The sequence below is a fragment of the Rhodobacteraceae bacterium M382 genome, from assembly GCA_025141015.1.
Lineage (GTDB): Bacteria > Pseudomonadota > Alphaproteobacteria > Rhodobacterales > Rhodobacteraceae > Aliisedimentitalea > Aliisedimentitalea scapharcae.
Genome location: CP081098.1, coordinates 4,288,104 through 4,308,188, shown reverse-complemented (window position 1 = coordinate 4,308,188; position 20,085 = coordinate 4,288,104). Strand labels below are relative to the sequence as shown.

General features: G+C 58.8%; 15 protein-coding genes and 1 pseudogene. 8 read left to right on the top strand and 8 right to left on the bottom strand.

What is annotated here, in order from left to right; genetic code table 11:
• Window positions 1-33 precede the first annotated feature (33 nt).
• On the top strand, window positions 34-849 hold the full coding sequence (locus tag K3727_19910) for a hypothetical protein (GenBank protein ID UWQ90979.1): 816 nt from the start codon (window positions 34-36) through the stop codon (window positions 847-849).
• Window positions 850-900: 51 nt separating this feature from the next.
• Here the strand turns inward: K3727_19910 and K3727_19905 are convergent, their stop codons facing one another.
• The 6 genes from K3727_19905 to K3727_19880 all read right to left on the bottom strand — a co-directional run bounded on the left by K3727_19905 (window position 901) and on the right by K3727_19880 (window position 5,344).
• Complete coding sequence (locus tag K3727_19905) at window positions 901-1,830, bottom strand: FAD-binding protein (GenBank protein ID UWQ90978.1); 930 nt, start codon at window positions 1,828-1,830, stop codon at window positions 901-903.
• Window positions 1,830-2,588 carry an electron transfer flavoprotein subunit beta/FixA family protein gene (locus tag K3727_19900; protein UWQ90977.1) on the bottom strand — a complete coding sequence of 253 codons (759 nt, stop codon included), beginning with the start codon at window positions 2,586-2,588 and terminating at the stop codon, window positions 1,830-1,832. Before K3727_19900 ends, K3727_19905 begins: the two co-directional genes overlap by 1 nt.
• Window positions 2,589-2,870: 282 nt before the next feature.
• Window positions 2,871-3,443, bottom strand: coding sequence for a cob(I)yrinic acid a,c-diamide adenosyltransferase (locus K3727_19895; GenBank protein ID UWQ90976.1), 573 nt, complete (start codon window positions 3,441-3,443; stop codon window positions 2,871-2,873).
• Window positions 3,444-3,447: 4 nt separating this feature from the next.
• Window positions 3,448-3,648 (bottom strand): twin transmembrane helix small protein, encoded by a 201-nt coding sequence (locus K3727_19890; protein UWQ90975.1) that lies wholly within the window; start codon window positions 3,646-3,648, stop codon window positions 3,448-3,450.
• Between the two features lie 97 nt (window positions 3,649-3,745).
• Window positions 3,746-4,579 carry an SDR family NAD(P)-dependent oxidoreductase gene (locus tag K3727_19885; GenBank protein UWQ90974.1) on the bottom strand — a complete coding sequence of 278 codons (834 nt, stop codon included), beginning with the start codon at window positions 4,577-4,579 and terminating at the stop codon, window positions 3,746-3,748.
• A 123-nt stretch (window positions 4,580-4,702) separates the two neighbouring features.
• Window positions 4,703-5,344: an SH3 domain-containing protein gene (locus K3727_19880; GenBank protein UWQ90973.1), complete on the bottom strand. Its 642-nt coding sequence runs from the start codon at window positions 5,342-5,344 to the stop codon at window positions 4,703-4,705.
• A 231-nt stretch (window positions 5,345-5,575) separates the two neighbouring features.
• Between K3727_19880 and parC the strand changes: the two genes are divergently transcribed.
• From parC to K3727_19860, 4 genes and pseudogenes are all read left to right on the top strand, one after another.
• Window positions 5,576-7,924: a DNA topoisomerase IV subunit A gene (gene parC / locus K3727_19875; protein ID UWQ90972.1), complete on the top strand. Its 2,349-nt coding sequence runs from the start codon at window positions 5,576-5,578 to the stop codon at window positions 7,922-7,924.
• A 145-nt stretch (window positions 7,925-8,069) separates the two neighbouring features.
• Window positions 8,070-8,609 (top strand): annotated as a pseudogene (locus K3727_19870) (hypothetical protein).
• 271 nt (window positions 8,610-8,880) lie between these two features.
• Window positions 8,881-10,056, top strand: a complete 1,176-nt coding sequence (gene tuf / locus K3727_19865) for an elongation factor Tu (GenBank protein UWQ90971.1) — start codon at window positions 8,881-8,883, stop codon at window positions 10,054-10,056.
• Window positions 10,057-10,307: 251 nt separating this feature from the next.
• Window positions 10,308-10,937 (top strand): glutathione S-transferase, encoded by a 630-nt coding sequence (locus K3727_19860; GenBank protein UWQ90970.1) that lies wholly within the window; start codon window positions 10,308-10,310, stop codon window positions 10,935-10,937.
• Between the two features lie 232 nt (window positions 10,938-11,169).
• Here the strand turns inward: K3727_19860 and K3727_19855 are convergent, their stop codons facing one another.
• Complete coding sequence (locus tag K3727_19855; protein ID UWQ90969.1) at window positions 11,170-11,760, bottom strand: M23 family metallopeptidase; 591 nt, start codon at window positions 11,758-11,760, stop codon at window positions 11,170-11,172.
• 141 nt (window positions 11,761-11,901) lie between these two features.
• Here K3727_19855 and K3727_19850 point away from each other — a divergent pair, with 141 nt between their 5' ends.
• Genes K3727_19850 through K3727_19840 form a run of 3 tightly spaced genes read left to right on the top strand, consistent with a single transcriptional unit; the run spans window position 11,902 to window position 16,514 of the window.
• Window positions 11,902-14,304, top strand: coding sequence for an FAD-dependent oxidoreductase (locus K3727_19850; GenBank protein UWQ90968.1), 2,403 nt, complete (start codon window positions 11,902-11,904; stop codon window positions 14,302-14,304).
• Window positions 14,301-15,830 (top strand): trimethylamine methyltransferase family protein, encoded by a 1,530-nt coding sequence (locus tag K3727_19845; protein ID UWQ90967.1) that lies wholly within the window; start codon window positions 14,301-14,303, stop codon window positions 15,828-15,830. The genes K3727_19850 and K3727_19845 overlap by 4 nt, the downstream gene beginning before the upstream one ends.
• Window positions 15,831-15,839: 9 nt before the next feature.
• Entirely contained in the window at window positions 15,840-16,514 is a 675-nt protein-coding gene (locus tag K3727_19840; GenBank protein UWQ90966.1) for a TetR/AcrR family transcriptional regulator, read from the top strand.
• Window positions 16,515-16,560: 46 nt separating this feature from the next.
• Here the strand turns inward: K3727_19840 and K3727_19835 are convergent, their stop codons facing one another.
• The gene (locus tag K3727_19835; GenBank protein UWQ90965.1) at window positions 16,561-19,974 is read right to left on the bottom strand and encodes an indolepyruvate ferredoxin oxidoreductase family protein; all 3,414 of its coding nucleotides are present in this window, start codon (window positions 19,972-19,974) and stop codon (window positions 16,561-16,563) included.
• Window positions 19,975-20,085 lie beyond the last annotated feature (111 nt).

The window sequence follows — 20,085 nt, the reverse complement described above, 5'->3', positions numbered from 1 at the left end:
ATAGTGAGTCTTGGGTGAATATTGGTGGGTAAGATGAGCTATGAACTCTTTGGTGCAGACGCACCGGGAATCGCTCCCTGTCGGTACGGGGAGTCGAAATTATTGGTCCGGGGACCGGAGCGGGACCTGACCAGCCCCTATATCGCGATCCTCGGGGGAACCGAGGTTTTCGGGCGCTTTGTGGACATGCCGTTTGCGGCGTTGCTGGAAAGCCAGCTGGGGCGAACATGCGTCAACTTTGGTTGCGTGAATGCGGGATTGGACAGCTTTATGCATGATCCCGGAATTCTGCGACGGGCCCGGTCGTCCCAGGTCAGTGTGGTCCAGATCATGGGGGCACAGAATTTGTCGAACCGGTATTTTCGGGTCCATCCCAGGCGCAATGACCGGCTGGTGGAGGTTTTGCCAAAACTGGTTGCGCTATTTCCCGAGATCGACTTTACGGAGTTCCACTTTAACCGGCATCTGTTGAATACGATCCAGCAGGTTTCAGAGGCGCGGTTCGCGGTGGTTCAGGACGAATTGCAACGGGTTTGGCTGAGCCGGATGCGCCTGTTGATCCGGGCGCTGGGGGCCAATATCGTCTTGCTCTGGATCCGATATGGCCCGAATGAAAATGCCCATTTTCTGGATCACGAACCGCCCTTGGTCAGCCGACACATGGTCGAGACGCTTGGTCCGCAGGTACGTGGTGTCGTGGTAACTGACGTACAGCGTGCGGATGCCGGCGGAGAAGTTCAGGATATGGAGGTGGGGCCGGTACATCGCCCGATAGCGGGTCATGTGATCGGGCCCTGTGCACATCGCAGGGTTGCCGCAGATTTGGAGGCGTTTCTGCGCGCCTTGTAAAAAAGGCCCGCCTATTTGGCGGGCCTTTTCGATTTGGGACGCGGTTCGGGATCAGCCGAGTTTTTCGGTGAGTTCCGGGACAGCGGTGAAGAGGTCTGCGACCAGGCCGAAGTCTGCGACCTGGAAGATCGGTGCTTCTTCGTCCTTGTTGATCGCCACGATCACTTTGGAGTCCTTCATGCCGGCCAGGTGCTGGATCGCGCCCGAGATGCCAACGGCAACATACAGGTCAGGAGCCACAACTTTACCGGTCTGACCAACCTGCCAGTCGTTCGGGGCATAGCCCGAGTCGACCGCAGCGCGGGATGCGCCAACGGCGGCACCCAGCTTGTCAGCCAGTTTCTCGATCAGGGCAAAGTCCTCTTCGGACCCGACGCCACGGCCACCGGACACAACGATCCCGGCCGAGGTCAGCTCGGGACGATCAGAGGCGGCGACCTTGTCTTCGACCCACGACGACAGACCGGGATCGGCAACGGCCGACACGGTTTCAACCGACGCAGAGCCACCGGTCCCAGCCGCGTCGAATGTCGCGGTGCGGAAGGAGACGACTTTTTTGGCGTCCGAAGATTTCACGGTCTGGATCGCGTTGCCGGCATAGATCGGGCGCTCGAATGTGTTGCCATCGACAACACCGGAGACGTCCGAAATCACCATCACGTCCAACAGAGCCGCCACGCGGGGCAGCACGTTTTTCGCGTCAGTGGTGGCAGGCGCAACGATGTGTTCGTAATCGCCCGCCAGGCTGACGATCAGCGCCGCGGTGGATTCTGCCAGGCGGTGGCCCAGTGTCGCATCTTCGGCAACCAGGACCCGTGCCACACCGTCGATCTTGGCTGCGGCTTCACCGGCAGCAGCAGCAGTGCCGCCTGCAGCCAGCACAGTCACATCGCCCAAACCTTTGGCGGCGGTCACGGCCTTGGCGGTGGCGTCCATCGCCAGTTCGCCGTCGGTCACTTCAGCAAGGAGAAGAACAGCCATTACACAGCCCCCGCTTCTTTGAGTTTCTCGACCAGTTCATCAACCGACCCAACAACGATGCCGGCAGCGCGGGCTTCGGGTTCGGATGTGGTGACGATTTCCAGACGCGGAGAGACATCGACGCCATAGTCGGCGGCTGTTTTCTCGTCCAGCGGCTTTTTCTTGGCCTTCATGATGTTGGGCAGCGACGCATAACGCGGCTCGTTCAGGCGCAGGTCAACGGTGATGATCGAAGGCATCGACACGTTGATGGTCTGCAGGCCGCCATCGACTTCGCGGGTCACGACGGCCTTGTCGCCATCGATGTCCAGGCCCGAGGCAAAGGTGCCCTGGGACCAACCCAGCAGCGCCGACAGCATCTGACCGGTGGCGTTCATGTCGTTGTCGATCGCCTGTTTGCCGCACAGAACAACACCGGGCTGCTCTTCTTCGACAACTTTTGCCAGGATCTTGGCAACAGCCAGAGGTTCGATGTCGGTGTGCACATCATCCGCTGCAATCACCAGGATCGCGCGGTCTGCACCCATGGCCAGAGCCGTGCGCAGAGTTTCCTGAGCTTGCTTCACGCCGATCGAAACCGCAATGACCTCATCGGCCTTGCCTGCTTCTTTCAGACGAATGGCTTCTTCCACCGCGATTTCGTCGAATGGGTTCATCGACATCTTCACGTTGGCGAGATCGACACCGCTGCCGTCCGCCTTCACGCGGACCTTAACGTTATAGTCAATCACGCGCTTGACAGGCACGAGTACCTTCATTTCTGCGTTCTCTCCTTAGTATGGCAGCCGCCCAGGGCGACTCCCCTCCATGCTCTCGCGGTGTTGATACAGAAGCCGTCCCCGCCATAACAGGGCAAAATCGTCACGTTTTGGCACACCGACGTCGCGTTTGGTGTTTTGCGTCAGATTCTTTGCAAGAATGTTGCGCAGTGCTCGTTTTTCGACGCGGCGGCGGGAGCCGGGGTCGCGGGAATCAATGAAAATGAATACGACCACCCGATAGGGGTGGCCGGTGTCGCAAATCGTCGTATGGATGCGGGGTCAGCGGTTTGCGCCGGGGACCCACAACACATCGGCCGTGCCGTTGTCATTGGCGACACGCGCGGCGACAAAAAACCAGTCGCTCAGCCGATTGAGGTATTTGACGGCGGCCGGGTTGATCTGTTCGACCGTCGACAATTCGGTCGCCAGACGTTCGGCCCGACGCGCGACTGTCCGGCAGACATGCAATTGCGCCGCCAGCCGTGATCCCCCCGGCAAGATAAAGCTGCGCAAGGGTTTGAGATCTGCATTCATGATGTCAATTTCGGCTTCCAACCGTTCGACCTGTGCCGTGACCATGCGCAGCGGTGGGTATTCGGCGGTCGCATCCTGTTCCATGTCGGGACGGCACAGGTCCGCGCCCAAATCGAACAGGTCATTCTGGATGCGGGCCAGCGCGGTATCGGTTTCCCCGGTGGCGTCCAAACGGGCAACGCCGACAAAGGCGTTCAATTCATCGGATGTGCCATAGGCCGATACGCGGGCCGAATGCTTTGCGACACGGGTGCCGTTGCCCAGGGCAGTGTCGCCCTTGTCGCCGGTGCGGGTGTAGATCTTGTTCAGGACCACCATGTGATCAGCCCCCTTGGCGCAGATAAATGAACAGCAGGATCAGCCCCACAGCGATGAATTGTAGCAGGAGCCGCAATTGCATCAGCTTGTTGCTGTATTTTTTGTTGAATTTGCCGCCTTTGCCAAAGCCGCCAATGCCAAGCACCAGAACGACGACAACGGCCAAGATGGCAATCACCACAAGTATAAAGAGCGGGTCGCCCATGATGTCCTCGCAAGGTTTCCAGAATCTGCCGATGGTCTAACGCGGGTCGCCCAGAAAGGCGAATGACTTTTTGCCTCGGCGCGGTGGCCACACAACGCTAACCACCGATACGGGCCAGAAGACGGTCAGATGCCCGGGTCGAGAGAATGCGCCGCAACAGGCCGCCAATATGGGTCGGTGTTGTCACATAATAACGCGGGTGCGGGCGGCGGGATTCGCAGGCGTGGGCCAGTTTGACGGTCACGGCCGAAGCGGGCAGCTCGAACCGGTCGGTCCCGGTGCTTTCATACAGGCGTTTCAGCAGGCTGGATTCGTATTTTGCGCGCAGCGGCGAATTTTCCCAATCAATGAACCGTTCAAAATGAGGGATGGATTTTTCCCGCAGCTTGGAGGTGACAGGGCCAGGCTCGATCAATGATATATGGATGCCCGTGCCGCGCAGCTCGACACGCATGGTGTCGGTCAACCCTTCGAGCGCGTATTTCGTCGCCACATAAGCGCCCCGCCACGGAAAGGCGACAAGACCCAGGATCGAAGAGTTCTGAACGATGCGCCCGTGGCCCTGTGCGCGCATCACCGGGATCACCTGTCGGGTCAGTTCATGCCAGCCAAACAGATTGACTTCGAAAATATTGCGCAATGCGTCGGTCGGCAGGTCTTCGACGGCACCGGGCAAGCCGTGGGCACCGTTGTTGAACAGCGCCTCCAATGTGCCGCCGGTGTGATCCAGAACGCTGGCCAGTCCGGTTTTGATGCTGTCAGAGTCGGTATAGTCGATCCGCGGGGCCTGGAAGCCTTCGGCGCGCATACGGTCACAATCGCGTTGTTGGCGGCAGGAGGCAAACACCTGCCAACCGCGGTCCCGCATCCCCCGCGCTGCGTCCAATCCGATGCCAGACGAGCACCCGGTAATCAAAATCGACTTCTTCATGAAGATCTGCCCGCAATTGTCCCGTTAGTGTCCGGTGAGTTTCCTGACCAACAGCCTATGGCGCGACTTAGCGTTCGGATCAATCGGGTCAATCGCGAAATGAGAACAAATGTTGTACGCGCGCTACTGGGACTTCTTGCTGATCAGCGACGCAGCGATCCAGCCGATGTTCTGACCCTGCACGGATCGCAGGCGCAGCCAACCTGTGCCGCTGTCGTCCAGCACTTCGACCGCATTGCCCAATGTCAGCCGCTCGATCACTGGATAAGTGGTGCCGGGTCCGTTGCGCATATTCACGCGGGTGCCAGTTACTTCGCGCAGATCCGGTTCAGGGTCGGCATAGGGCACCTGTTCTTCGGCGGCAGGTGCCGGTTGCGAGATGGAAACCAGCTGGGCGGTACCATCTGCAAGGGATGCCACCGACAGTCCCGTAGACGCGGCCTGGACCGGGAACAATTCGAACCCGCCGGCTAGCCCGCGGCTCAGGACATCGCGCCGCGCTGCTGCGGCCTCTTCGGTCAGGGCAACCTGCTGGGTCGTTTGTTCCTGGGGCATGGGAAAGCTGCGGGTGACGCGTTTGGCCAGCACAGGTTTGGGTTTGGTCACGGCTGTTGCCGCAACGCGTTCGATGACGCCGAGGCGTTGGGTGACGTCCTGTTTGGCAAGCTGATCGGGTCGTTCAGGGGGCTGAAAATCAGCGCCCCCGCTCAGCTCGTAAAAGGCCCATCCAAGAAAGGCGAATGAAACAACAACAAAGCGCGACATGGCGCACCCCCCAAAGGCAATCATAAAAGAATTTTTAGCGCGACTCCGGTGGCAGACAATCCGGATGTCTCCAATTGTTACCGAATTGAACGATTCGGAACACCGGGGAACCAATAGTTTTTTCTCCCCACACCAAAAGGTTGTAGAAAACCGGTACAGGACATGAACAAGGTTGGGGACAACTGGAAACGGTCGCTTTACCCTGCTTGCATTGATGCGTATCAGTAAACCATGACCGAAGTGGTAGACGACCCCGCCAAGAATGAGGGCCCCCAGGGCTCTGAGATATCCGAACCGCTGCGCCGTGCAATCGGCGAGCGATATCTGACCTATGCGCTGAGTACGATCATGCACCGGGCGCTACCGGATGCGCGTGACGGGCTAAAGCCAGTGCATCGGCGGATTCTATATGCCATGAGCCGCCTGCGTCTGAATTCGACAGGAGGATTTCTGAAGTCCGCCAAGATTTCAGGCGACACCATGGGGGATTTCCACCCGCATGGCGATGCCGCGATTTATGATGCGATGGCGCGTTTGGCCCAGGATTTTGCAGTGCGCTACCCGCTGGTCGACGGGCAAGGGAATTTCGGCAACATCGACGGCGATAATCCGGCGGCCTCGCGTTATACCGAGGCCCGGATGACCTTTATCGCCGAGGCGATGTTGGAAGGGTTAAGCGAAAATGCGGTCGATTTTCGTGACAATTATGATGGGCGCCTGCAGGAGCCCAGCGTATTGCCGGCGACCTTTCCCAATATTCTGGCCAATGGTGCCGCCGGGATTGCGGTGGGGATGGCCACGAACATTCCGCCGCATAATATTGCCGAACTGATCGATGCCTGTGTGCATTTGATCAAGACACCGGATGCCCGTGACGACACATTGTTGAACTATGTACCAGGACCGGATTTTCCGACCGGCGGTGTGATTGTCGAACCACGCGAAAACATCGCCCAGGCCTATAGCACTGGACGTGGATCGTTCCGGTTGCGCTGTTCTTATGAGGTCGAGGATCTGGGCCGTGGTCAGTGGCAGGTCGTTGTCACCGAGATCCCGTATCAGGTGCAGAAGTCCAAGCTGATCGAAAAGATTGCTGAGGCGATCCAGACCAAGAAAATCCCGATTCTGGCCGATATCCGCGACGAGTCAGCCGAAGATATCCGGATCGTTCTGGAGCCTAGATCCAAGAATGTGGACCCGGATGTGCTGATGGGCATGATGTATCGCAATTCGGATCTCGAAGTGCGGTTCAGCTTGAACATGAACGTTCTGATTGACGGCGTCACCCCCAAGGTCTGTTCGATGAAGGAGGTGCTGCGCGCCTTTTTGGATCACCGGCGCGAGGTGCTGCAACGCCGCTCTGAACACCGGATGGAAAAAATCGACCACCGGTTGGAAGTGCTCGAGGGCTTTATTGTTGCCTTTCTGAACCTGGACCGTGTGATCGACATCATCCGGTATGACGATGATCCCAAGGCCGCGTTGATGCGCGAAGATTGGAGCCGTGATTTTGTCCGGGCGATGGACGAATCTGATTACGCCAGCCCGCCACCGGGCGAGGGCGAGCTGTCCGAAGTCCAGGTCGACGCCATTCTGAACATGCGGCTGCGCAGCTTGCGCCGCCTCGAAGAGATGGAGTTGATCCGCGAACGCGACGCATTGATGGAAGAGCGGGCAGGGCTCGAAGACCTTCTTGCGTCGGATGATCTGCAATGGTCTCGGATTTCGGATCAGCTGAAAGAGACCAAGAAACAGTTCGGAAAAGACTACGACGGCGGCGCGCGGCGCACCCGCTTTGCCGAAGCAGGCGAAGTCGAAGAAGTGCCGCTGGAGGCGATGATTGACCGCGAGCCGATCACCGTGGTCTGTTCACAGATGGGTTGGATCCGGGCGATGACGGGTCATATCGACCTGACCCGCGAGCTCAAGTTCAAGGATGGAGATGGGCCACGGTTCATTTTCCATGCGGAAACCACGGACCGGTTGCTGGTCTTTGGGTCAAACGGACGTTTTTATACCTTGTCCGCGGCCAATCTGCCGGGGGGGCGCGGGATGGGCGAGCCGGTGCGATTGATTGTCGATCTGCCCAATGAGGCTGAAATTCTCGACTTGATGATCCACAACCCGGACGGCAAACTGCTGGTCGCTTCGAGCGAGGGCAACGGATTTGTCTGCGAGGAAAAGGAAATCGTCGCGCAGACCCGGACCGGCAAGCAAGTCCTGAACGTCAAGGGTGACGACAAGGCCAAGCTGTGTATCCCCGTCATTGGCGACCACGTGGCCATTGTGTCCGAGAACGGAAAATTCCTGGTGTTCCCAACCGAAGAATTGCCGGTGATGAGCCGCGGCAAAGGCGTGCGGTTGCAGAAATACAATATGGCGCGGGGCAAACAGGGTGCGTTGGAATTGGATGGCGGGCTGAGCGATGTCACCACCTTTGACTGGTCCGACGGCCTGAGCTGGGAAATGGGAGGCGGCAAAACCCGGCATGAACCGGATTTGGCCCAATGGCTGGGCAAACGGGCTGGTGTGGGCAAACGGCCGCCCTATGGCTTTCCGCGTACCTATAAGTTCAAATGACCTTGAACATGCCGGGATTGGGCGGCTTCCGGCCGCCGTCCTGTTGCCTGCGCGCACCTGTGGGAGCCTTGGGTGCAAGCGCCTGTTTACCCCCCGCCCTCAGTCGGTCTAATGGAGCGATGTGTTTTTCTTGGGGTTCCGACAGATGATCCGAATTTTCGCCGCTTTGGTTGCAACGATGCTGGTGGTTGGGTGTACGCCTGCGACACCGGACGAGCCTTTGGCCGATTTGGGCGCGTTCCGCCTGGGGCATAACATCGTGATTGCCGATAACTTGCAGAAAGTTCCCGGATCACGCGATGCGTCCAAAAAGGAATGGACCGACGCCCTGACCCGTGCGGTCGAAGAGCGGTTTGGCCAGTACCAGGGGGATCAGCTGTATCACTTTGGTATCAGTATCGAAGGGTACAACCTGGCGACAGGCGGTGTCCCATTGGTATTCACGCCCAAATCGGTTCTCGCAGTCAATGTGACGATCTGGGATGATGCCGCCGGGGCCAAGCTGAATTCGGAAGTCGAGCAGTTTACCATTTTTGAAACCACATCGGCCGAAAGTGCTGTGGTCGGATCGGGGTATACGCGATCCAAGGAAGAACAGGTTCTGGGATTGGCGCGCAATGCTGTCGGTCAGATCGAGGACTGGATGATTGCGCAACGCAAAGCCGAAGGTTGGTTCGACTCCCGTCCCGGAGCGGCCACCGATGCGGTCGTGGTGCGTCCGCTTCTGGTTGACACGCTCGACGAAGACTCCGCGCCTGCACCTGACGCGACGCAACCGGTGCAGGATCCGGCCGCCAATGCCCCATTGGATTCAGCGGCGCAAAACGGCTGATTCACTTTGTGGTCTTGGGGGCGTGCTTCAAGAGCCCCTTGATTTTTGTCGCTGAACCAAATATGTCGCGCGCGCAGAGGAACGGGTCCGGTGACGACCCCACATTTTAAAAGGGCGCCTTACCATGGCAAAGGAAAAGTTTGAGCGTAACAAGCCGCACGTCAACATCGGCACCATTGGCCACGTTGACCACGGCAAGACCACGCTGACCGCAGCGATCACCAAATACTTTGGTGACTTCAAAGCCTACGACCAGATCGATGGCGCACCGGAAGAAAAAGCGCGCGGGATCACCATCTCGACCGCGCACGTGGAATATGAGACTGAAACACGTCACTATGCCCACGTTGACTGCCCCGGCCACGCCGACTACGTCAAGAACATGATCACCGGTGCTGCCCAGATGGACGGCGCGATCCTGGTTGTGAACGCAGCTGACGGCCCGATGCCCCAGACCCGCGAACACATCCTGCTGGGCCGCCAGGTTGGCATCCCGCACATGGTCGTCTACATGAACAAAGTTGACCAGGTTGACGACGAAGAGCTGCTGGAACTGGTGGAAATGGAAATCCGCGAGCTGCTGTCTTCGTATGACTACCCCGGCGATGACATCCCCGTCATCCCTGGTTCGGCTCTGGCCGCGATGGAAGGCAACAACCCTGAAATCGGCGAAGAATCCATCAAGAAGCTGATGGCTGCTGTCGACGAATACATCCCGACTCCGGCGCGTGCTGTTGACCAGCCGTTCCTGATGCCGGTCGAAGACGTGTTCTCGATCTCGGGTCGTGGTACTGTTGTGACCGGTCGTGTGGAACGTGGCGTGATCAATGTTGGCGACAGCATCGAAATCGTTGGTATCCGCGACACTAAAACCACCACCTGTACCGGTGTTGAAATGTTCCGCAAGCTGCTGGATCGCGGTGAAGCCGGCGACAACATCGGCGCCCTGCTGCGCGGTATCGACCGTGACGGTGTTGAGCGTGGCCAGGTTCTGTGTGCTCCGAAATCGGTTCAGCCGCACACCAAATTCGAAGCCGAAGCCTATATCCTGACCAAGGAAGAAGGCGGTCGTCACACCCCGTTCTTTGCGAACTACCGTCCGCAGTTCTACTTCCGGACCACCGACGTGACCGGGACCGTGACCCTGCCCGAAGGCACCGAAATGGTTATGCCTGGCGACAACCTGAAGTTCGACGTTGAACTGATCGCCCCGATCGCGATGGAAAACGGTCTGCGTTTCGCCATCCGCGAAGGCGGCCGCACCGTTGGTGCTGGCGTCGTGTCCAAAATCACTGAGTAAGGCCGAGTTTTCGCAGAAAACTCTGGCCAGTGGCAACAGGCGGTTTTCCCTTCCGGGAAAACCTGCCAAGCGCCACACCGGTGAACACCAAAAGAAGGCCGCTCCAACCCGGAGCGGCCTTTTTTCATGCGGGGGCGGCAGCGGGTTTGGGTTTCTGGGAACCCGTTCAACGGGGCGAGCTACCGTGGCGTTCTACTGGGCAGGTCGGAGCAGCAGGTCTAACCTGCACGGAAACCAAGCCGGAGACACAGATGAAGTTTTATGATTGCTCGACCGCCCCGAACCCACGCCGGGCGCGGATGTTCATTGCTGAAAAGGGGCTTGATATCGACACCCAGGACGTGTCGATCGCCAAGGGCGAGCAACTGCGCCCGGAATTTCTGGCGGTCAACCCACGGGCAACAATCCCGGTTCTGGTGACGGATGAGGGACATGTTCTGACCGAGAACCTGGGCATTGCGGCCTATCTGGAGGCACGGTTCCCCGATCTCCCGTTGATGGGTCGGACGCCTGATGAAAAAGGGTTGGTTCTGATGTGGCATTCGATTGTCGAGCAACAGGGCGGCATGGCCGTCGCCGAGGCGTTGCGCAATACAAACCCGCATTTCAAAGACCGGGCTATTCCCGGACCCACAAATTTCCCTCAGATTCCTGCTCTCGCCGAACGGGGTTTGGCCCGGATTGATCTGTTTTGGGATATTCTGGAAGACCGGCTGCAACAGAGCCGCTGGATCGCCAGCGATGCGTTTACCTTTGCCGATATCAGTGCGTTTGTTTTTGCGGATTTTGCCCGGGTGGTCAAAAAGCGGATCCCCGAAGGCAATATTGCGTCGCTGGCGTGGTACGAGGCGATCCGATCGCGACCCAGCGCACAGCTATAGCGCGCTGATGCCAGACCGGGGCGGTGTGCCGGTGTTGCCCCGCCCAGTTGTTCCTCCCGGGCCAGTGTCCCCCCCCCCCCCCACAGGGCCAGTGTTTTTCCTGTCCGGCGTATCCCCACGGGGTATCGTGACACAGTACAGTTGCGGCACTTGTTGGAACGGGCGGAGACAGACCAAAGGAGAGGCCCAAGCGATATGGCGATGTCTTTGCCGGCGTCGGACGCGTCGTCACCTATCTGCATTTTACCGGATAGGTGGTGCGGAACTCGGACGTAGGATACACCTGTTTTGGGTCAAAACAGGTGACGCGACCGACACCCTGCACCCAATGCAGATGGGGATCTGAATATTCTTCGCCCCGTATTCGGGCTTTGGTCAGGGTTTCAAAATGGAGGTGCACCGCCATCCCCAACGCCCCGGTCGCCCCCATGGTTCCAATCTGTTGGCCGCGGGCAACCCGTGTTCCGGGTTCGACCTGCCGTGTTTTGAGGTGTTTATAGACCGTCAGACGTTCGGCTCCGGTGTCATCAATCCCGTGGGACAGGACGATCCGATTTCCATAGGCTGGTTCATAAAAGGAAGCCTGCACCACGCCGGGTGCTGCTGCCAGAACCGGCGTGTGCAGTTTTGCCCAAATATCAATGCCCAGATGCTGTTTCGAACTGTCGTTGCGGTATTGCTCGGAAATATAGGGGGCGTTGGCCGGCATGGTCACGGGAATCTCCGGGATATGCTGATCGTAATAGTCGGATTTTCCATAAAGTTTTTCCCGGTCGCATCCACCAAGGAGCCCAAGGGTCAAAGCCAGTAAAAGGACGCGCATTCATATCTCCCCGAGATTTGTTGAAGATTTGCAAAACCGGGTCATCTGTGCAATCCAATAGTACTAGACAGAAATGTCTAGACAGGGCTGTTATCGCTCAATACGCTTGTGCCGACAGTGTGATTCCGGGGAGGAACAGGGATGAAGTCTCATTATCGGGCCGTTGTGATCGGCGGCGGTGTGGTTGGTGCTTCGGTGTTGTATCATTTGGCCAAGATGGGATGGTCGGACGTCTGTCTGATCGAACGCAAGATCCTGACCGCCGGATCCAGCTGGCACGCGGCCGGTGGGTTTCACGCTTTGAACGCAGACCCCAATATTGCCGCCTTGCAGGCCTATACCATTGATTTGCTGGAAGAGATCGAAAAGGAAAGCGGTCAGTCGGTCGGTATGCACATGACCGGTGGGCTGACGCTGGCGGGGACGCCGGAACGCTGGGAATGGCTCCAGTCCGCATACCGTGTGTTTCAGACGATCGGCATCGACGATTGTCGATTGGTCACGCCAGAAGAGGCTGTAGCGTTGAACCCGGTCATGTCCGGTGATGGTATTCTTGGGGGGCTTTGGGCCGATCGCGAAGGATACATCGACACCACCGGCACGGTCCATGCCTATGCGGGGGCGGCCAAGAAATACGGTGCCACGGTGGTCGAAAACAACCGGGTGATCGAGCTGAACCAAACGGCTGATGGGTGGCAGGTGGTCACCGAAAAGGGCACGATCACCTGTGAACATGTGGTCAATGCCGGGGGGCTCTGGGCCAAACAGGTTGGGCGCATGGCGGGGGTCGAACTGCCGCTGTCACCGCTGAACCACCATTATCTGATCACGGATACTATCCCCGAAGTGGCCGCGCTGGATCGTGAATTGCCGATGACTGTGGATCTCGAAGGGTTCACATATATGCGCCAGGACCAAAAGGGGATGTTGGTCGGGATTTACGAGATCGACTATGATCACTGGATGGAGGACGGCGCGCCTTGGGAGTACGGATTCGAGCTGCAGCAGGAGGACCTCGGGCGGATCGAAAACGAGCTGATGCTGGGATTTGAACGCTATCCGTGCCTGAATGATGTCGGGATCAAGACCTGGGTCAATGGTGCCTTTACCTTCTCGCCCGATGGCAACCCGCTGGTTGGGCCTGTGCCGGGCAAGCGCGGCTATTGGACGGCCTGTGCGGTCATGGCGGGTTTCTTGCAGGGCGGTGGCGTTGGAAAATCGCTGGCGGAATGGATGATCCATGGTGAGCCAGAGGCGGATGTCTATGGTATGGACGTGGCGCGTTATGGCGATTTTGCTCAGAACAAACGCTATATCCGCGAAACCACCGGGCAGTTCTATTCGCGCCGGTTCGTCATGACCTATCCCAACGAACAACTGCCTGCGGGCCGACCGCTGAAAATGGCACCTGCGCATGATGCGATGACGGCAGCAGGGTGCAAATGGGGATGCAGCTGGGATTTGGAGGTGCCGCTGTATTTCGCACCGCAGGGGTTCGAGGAAACCCCGACGCTCAAACGGTCGAATGCGCATGACATCGTGGCCGAGGAATGCAAGGCGATCCGTGACGGTGTGGGCCTGTTGGACATCACCGGTTTCTCCAGGTTTGAGGTCACAGGGGACAATGCCGAAAGCTGGTTGAACCGGATCATGGCATCCAGACTGCCCGCTCCGGGGCGGGCCAGGCTGGCCCCGATGCTGGGCGAAAACGGCAAACTCAAAGGCGATCTGACCGTGCTGAATTGGGGTGAGGGACGGTATTGGATCATGGGCAGCTATTACTTGCGTGCCTGGCATATGCGTTGGTTCAACGACCATATGGAGGATGGCGTCTCGGTACGTGATCTGGGCGAAGAAATTTGTGGATTTGCCGTGATTGGTCCCAAGTCGCAGGCCGTCGTTGAAAAATTGGCGGAACAGGACATCGGCACGTTGAAATTCATGGGCTGTGGGCAATTCGACATTGGTCTGGTGCAGGCGCATGTGGCGCGCATGTCGGTGACCGGCGAAAAGGGATACGAGATCAACTGTCGCTATGGAGATCATATCGCCCTGCGCCGGATGTTGCTGGATGCGGGCGAACGCGAAGGTATCCGCGAAGTCGGATTCAACGCCATGCTGTCGACCCGGATCGAAAAGAGCTTTGGGATCTGGTCGGCGGAATTCACCCAAGGTTATACGCCGGGCATGACGGGCATGGATCGCTGGATCGACTGGGACAAGGAGTTTGTCGGAAAACAGGCGGCGGTGGCCGAACGTGATGGGAACGGGCCAGCGCAGGTGCAGGTGACGCTCGAGGTGGACACACCGGACGCGGATGCCAGCGGGTATGAACCGATTTGGTCGGACGGTGCACGGGTGGGATTTGTCACGTCCGGGGCCTATGGGCACCATACCGGGAAGTCATTGGCCATGGCGCTGGTTGATCAGGACAAATCCGCAGAAGGCACCGAGCTGGGTGTGCATATCGTCGGTGTGGAACGTACGGCGCGGGTGATCGCGGCGTCCCCTTATGATCCAACAGGAAAGGCGATGCGAGGATGAGCCGCAGACGAGGACGTGACCGCGCACGCGAGGCAGCAGCGTCGCCCCAGCGCAAGGTGGACTATCGAAACCTGAAAAACCCGTTTCCGCCGATGAATGCCTTTACCGAAGACCGGATCGAGGCGCTGCATGAAGCGTCGATGACGGTGCTGGAAGAGCTGGGCATCAAGGTGCTTCTGCCCGAGGCGCGCAAGCTGTTTCGCGCGGGCGGAGCCAGGGTCGATGAGACCAGCGAGATGGTGTTCATTGGTCGTGACATGGTTGAGGCGGCGTTGGCCACGGCACCAAAGGCGATCCAGTTGCGCGCCGGGGCACGGCACCGCGATTTGGAGCTGAAGCTGGGCAATCTGGCGTTTCAACCCGGGGCCGGAGCCCCCCATGCCACCGATCTGGTGCGGGGGCGTCGTCCCGGAAGTTTGCGCGATTTTCAGGAAATGGTGAAAATCACCCAATCCTATGACGTTCTGCATATGGTGCCGCCTTTGGTCGAGGCGCAGGATATCCCGATGCATCTGCGTCATTATGCGATGACGGAAACAGAACTGTTGCTAAGTGACAAGATGCCGTTTCTATATTCGCGCGGTACCCCACAGGTGATGGACGGGTTCGAGATGATCCGCGAATTTCGTGGGCTGTCAGAGGAGGAATTTCAGGCAGAAAGCCATTGTTACACGATTATCAACACCAATTCGCCGCGCGTGATTGACATGCCGATGGCGCAGGGGCTGATCGACTTTGCCCAGGTCGGGCAGATGTCGGTTGTTACGCCGTTCACCCTGATGGGGGCAATGGCACCGATCACCGTGGCGGGCGCGATGACGCTCAGCCATGCCGAAGCGCTGTCGGCGATCACCCTGACTCAATTGGCCAAACCCGGCGCGCCGGTGTGCTATGGCACCTTTACCAGCAATGTTGACATGAAATCAGGTGCGCCCGCCTTTGGCACACCAGAACATTTCAGCGCCTCTCTGGTCGCAGGGCAATTGGCCCGGCGTGTTGGATTGCCGTGGCGCTGTGCCGGGGGCAGTGCGGCCAATGTCAACGACGCGCAGGCCGCCAATGAGACCCAGTTCGGGCTGTGGGGGTGCCTGATGGCCGGGGCGTCTGTGATCATCCATTCGGCCGGGTGGCTCGAAGGCGGGCTGACCGTGTCCTATGAAAAGATCATCACTGATCTGGAAGTGCTGCAGATGGTTGGTGAACTGTGCGCTGGAACCCCGGCGACGGACGCAGATATCGCATTGGACGCTCTGCGCGAGGTGCAGCCATCGGGCCATTTCTTTGGGGCTACCCATACGATGGAGCGGTTTCAGGATCAGTTCTATGAACCGGTTGTGGCGGATTGGTCGAACTTTGGCACCTGGACCGAACGGGGCAGCGTGGATGCAAACCATCGCGCGACAGGCGTCTGGCAGCGGGTAGTGGACAATTTCCAGCCACCACAGCATGATCCGGATCGGGTGGATGCGTTGAAATCTTTCATCGCCCGTCGTACCGAACAAGGGGGAGCTGCCCCCGAAAGCTGAGGAGCAAGCATGGCCCGTTCTAAACCTGTTCTGCACCGGGATGATCCCAAGGCCGAGCCCTTGGTCGGAAATATCAAGGTCACGCGGGAGGATTGGCTGAACGTGGCCATGGACGTTCTGATTTCGGATGGGGTTGAACAGGTCAAGGTGCTGGCACTCGCGGACCGTATGGCCGTGTCGCGGTCGTCCTTTTATTGGTACTTCAAATCCCGGCAGGACCTGTTGGATGCGCTGTTGCAGCAGTGGGAGGAAACCAACACTGCGGGCATGGTCGCCATGGCCGAACGCGCCGCGCCGACCATCACGGCTGCGATCTGCAATGTTTTCCGGTGCACGGCCAATTCGGGGTTGTTCAATACGGCGTTGGACTTTGCGGTGCGGGATTGGGCGCGCCGCTCCGGCCCTGTGCGCAGTTTGCTGGACCGGTCGGACCAGCGCCGGATGGAGGCGCTGAGCCGGATGTTTGCCCGGTATGATTATCCGGAATTTGAAGCGGAAACCCGTGCCAAGGTGCTGTATTACATGCAGCTGGGGTATGATGTGGCACAACTGAACGAACCCAACGAAGAGCGTGTCGGGACAGTGCCCGAATACCTGCGCATCTTTACGGGGCGCGACCCACAACCCGGCGAGGTGGAAGAGTTCCAGGCCTATGCCATGGAGCAGTGGAAACAAGCGCGCTGATCCATCGCGGTCGAACACGCGACGATGCGATGGATCAGAGTTGTGATCATGCCGCGTTCCGGTCCAGATCGTTCAACAGATCCAAGGCCGTTTCGCGGGCCGCCTGTGCGGCCTGTTCGCGAACGGGCCCATAGCCGCGAATTTCCATGGGCAGGGACAGGATCTGCTGCCAGGTCTCAACCGTCTGATCTGTGGCATCCCGTGCAGCCTGGGCAACCAGATCCTGATACCAGGCCAGCAGCGCCCGGTGCATGCGCGCTTCGCCGTGATAGGCAAAGGGATTCATGGCGGAGCGGCGGAGCCTCTTGCTTTGGGCAAGCAGCGACAGCACCGGGGTCAGCCATTGCCCAAAGGCGCGTTTCAGCGGGCGACCGCGGGTGTCAGTCTTGCGGCTGAACAGAGGGGGTGCGAGATGATAGTTCACCCTGAAGTTTCCTGTGAATTCCTGGCCCAGACGATCCGTGAACAACGGGTCGGTCATCAGTCGGGCAACTTCGAATTCATCCTTGTAGGCCATCAGTTTGAACAGAGATCGGGCCGCCGGTTCGACCAGTGCCTCTGGCAGACCGGCCAATTGATCCGAATATTGCTTGGCATAAGCAGCATCTTGGTATCCGCTTAGAAAGGCGACGCGCCGGGCAATCATCTGGTCCAGCGTTTCCTCCTGATCCTCTGGTTCGGCATAGTGGCTGGACAGGCGTGCGGGGTCGGCGGCCAGCGCCCGCCCGATGGCAAAGGCCAGCTTGTTCCTGTCAATGGCGACGCCGTTCAGAACAATCGCCTGATCCAGTGCAATTTGGCTGACCGGGACCAGACCCATTTGCCAGGCAAATCCCAACATCATCACGTTGGCCAGAACGGTATCTCCCAACAGGGTTTCTGCAACTTCATTGGCGTCAAAGCCGCTGAGGTTTTCGGCACCGATCAAACCGGCGATCGCGTTGTGGCGCTCGGCGACCTTTAGCCGGGCGTCCCGGTGCAAGACCAAGTCTCCGGTGGGCATTTCGGCAGTGTTCAGCACCATACGGGTGCCGGGGCGGTAATGCGCGGATGCTTTGGGGGCCGAGCTGACGACCACGTCACACCCGATGACAGCATCCGCCGCGCGGGGATCTATGCGGACCTGGTTGACGCCTGCGGGTGTCTCCGCCAGCCGGATATAGGACAACACCGTCCCGAATTTCTGGGCGAACCCGGTGAAATCCAGAACCGAAGCCCCACGCCCTTCGAGATGGGCGGCCATGGTGATCAACTGACCAACGGTGACGACACCTGTTCCCCCCACTCCGGTGACCAACAGATCAAAGGCTGTGGTGAGAGGGGGGAGCTGTGGGGTGGGCAGGCCCTGAGTCAACTCGGCGACATCCAGTCCGGCGGGCTGACGTTTGCGCCGGGTGGCACCTTCGACGGTGACAAAGGACGGGCAGAATCCGTTCAGACATGAAAAATCCTTGTTACAGGAGCTCAGGTTGATCTTGCGCTTGCGCCCAAACGGGGTTTCCAACGGCTCGACGCTCAGACAGTTGCTCTCGACGGAACAATCGCCGCACCCTTCGCAAACCAGGTCATTGATAAAGGCAAACCGTTTGGGATCATCCATTGTGCCGCGTTTGCGGCGGCGGCGTTTTTCCGTGGCACAGGTCTGTTCATAGATCAGAACACTCACACCTTTGATCTCACGCAGCTCACGCTGGACGGTGTCCAAGGCGGCCCGATCATGAAAGCTGGTGCCCGCGGGGAAATCGGCACGGGTGAATTTGGCGATGTCATCTGACACCAATGCAATCCGGTCGACCCCTTCGGCGCGACACGTCTGGGCAATGCCCACGACACTGACGGGGCCGTCGACCGGCTGGCCCCCGGTCATGGCTACGGCATCATTATAAAGGATCTTGTAAGTGATGTTTGTGTCCGCAGCGACAGCCTGACGAATGGCAAGAGACCCCGAATGATACCAAGTGCCTTCGCCCAGGTTCTGAAAGACGTGTTTGCCACCGTTGAATTTCGACGCGACAACCCAAGGTACGCCTTCGCCGCCCATCTGGGCGTAGCCTGCTGTTTCCCTGTCCATCCAACTGGCCATCACGTGGCACCCGATGCCGGATTTGGCGACACTGCCCTCGGGAACTTTGGTCGAGGTGTTATGCGGGCAGCCCGAACAGAAATAGGGGGTGCGGGTGGCTCCGGATATGTTCAGCAGGGTGGGCGGAGTATCGACCAGCGCCCTGGCTTTGGCGGGCAAGTTTTCTTCTGGGAAAAAACTGTCGAGCCGCGCAGCCACAATGGGGGCCAGCATCTGCGGATTCAACTCTCCGGTCCAGGGGACCAGCGGTTCCCCGTGGCTGTCGTATTTTCCAACCATCCTGTCCGGCTTGTTGCCGGGCCAGTCATAGAAATACTCCTTGAACTGACTTTCGATGATGCCGCGTTTTTCTTCGACGACCAGCACTTCCTTTTTGCCGTTTACGAACCGCAAGGCGTTGCGTCGTGCCAGTGGCCAGACCATGCCGACCTTGTAGATGTCGATTCCAAGACGGCGACAGGCGGCTTCGTCCAACCCCAACAGGCGCAGGGCTTCCATCAGATCCAGATGCCCCTTGCCAGTGGTGACAAAGCCGAATTTGGCATTTTCGGTGTCATAAACGCGCGTATCAATCGGGTTGGCTTCGGCAAAGGCGCGCACAGCCTTGAGTTTGGCCTGGATGCGGGTTTCGATTTCGGGGCTGGGCAGATCGGCCAGACGCACATGAAGCCCACCGGGATAGTCGGGCAGATCAGGCAGGGTGAATGCCCGGTCGGGTTGCAGATCAACCGAACGGGCGCTTTCGACGGTTTCGGACACGGCCTTGAACCCGACCCAAGTGCCCGAATAGCGCGACAGCGCAAAGCCGTATTCGCCAAAGCTCAGAAATTCATCCACTGTGGCCGGGTTCAGCACCGGCATGAACCACGACATGAACGCCACATCCGACTGATGCGGCATGGATGAGCTGACACACCCGTGGTCATCTCCGGCCACCACCAGCACGCCGCCTTTGGCTGATGACCCATAGGCATTGCCGTGTTTCAACGCATCGCCAGAGCGGTCCACTCCGGGGCCCTTGCCGTACCACATGGAAAACAGGCCTTCGACCTCGCAATGAGGGTCCAACACTGCCTGCTGCGCGCCCAATATTGCTGTTGCCCCCAGGTCTTCGTTCACAGCGGGCATGAAAGTGACGTTGTTTTCCTTCAATCGGTCCCGCGACCGCCACATCTCCAGATCCACCCCTCCGAGCGGAGAACCGCGATAGCCAGAGACAAAACCGCCGGTGTTCAATCCGGCGTCTCGATCACGACGCGCCTGATCCAGCATCACCCGGGTCAGCGCCTGCGTGCCGGTCAGGAAAACCCGACCGGTCGTACGGGTGTAGCGGTCGTCCAACTGGTAGCTGGTAAAGTCATGAGTGAGCCGGGTCATTGCTGGGCTGTCCTTGCGCGGGTTTCGAAGTGACGGTTAAAATACCCTCGAATTGGTGGAGAATTCTTCCAATAATGTTCTGGAATGGAGATAATTCGGGTAGAGTTTCCA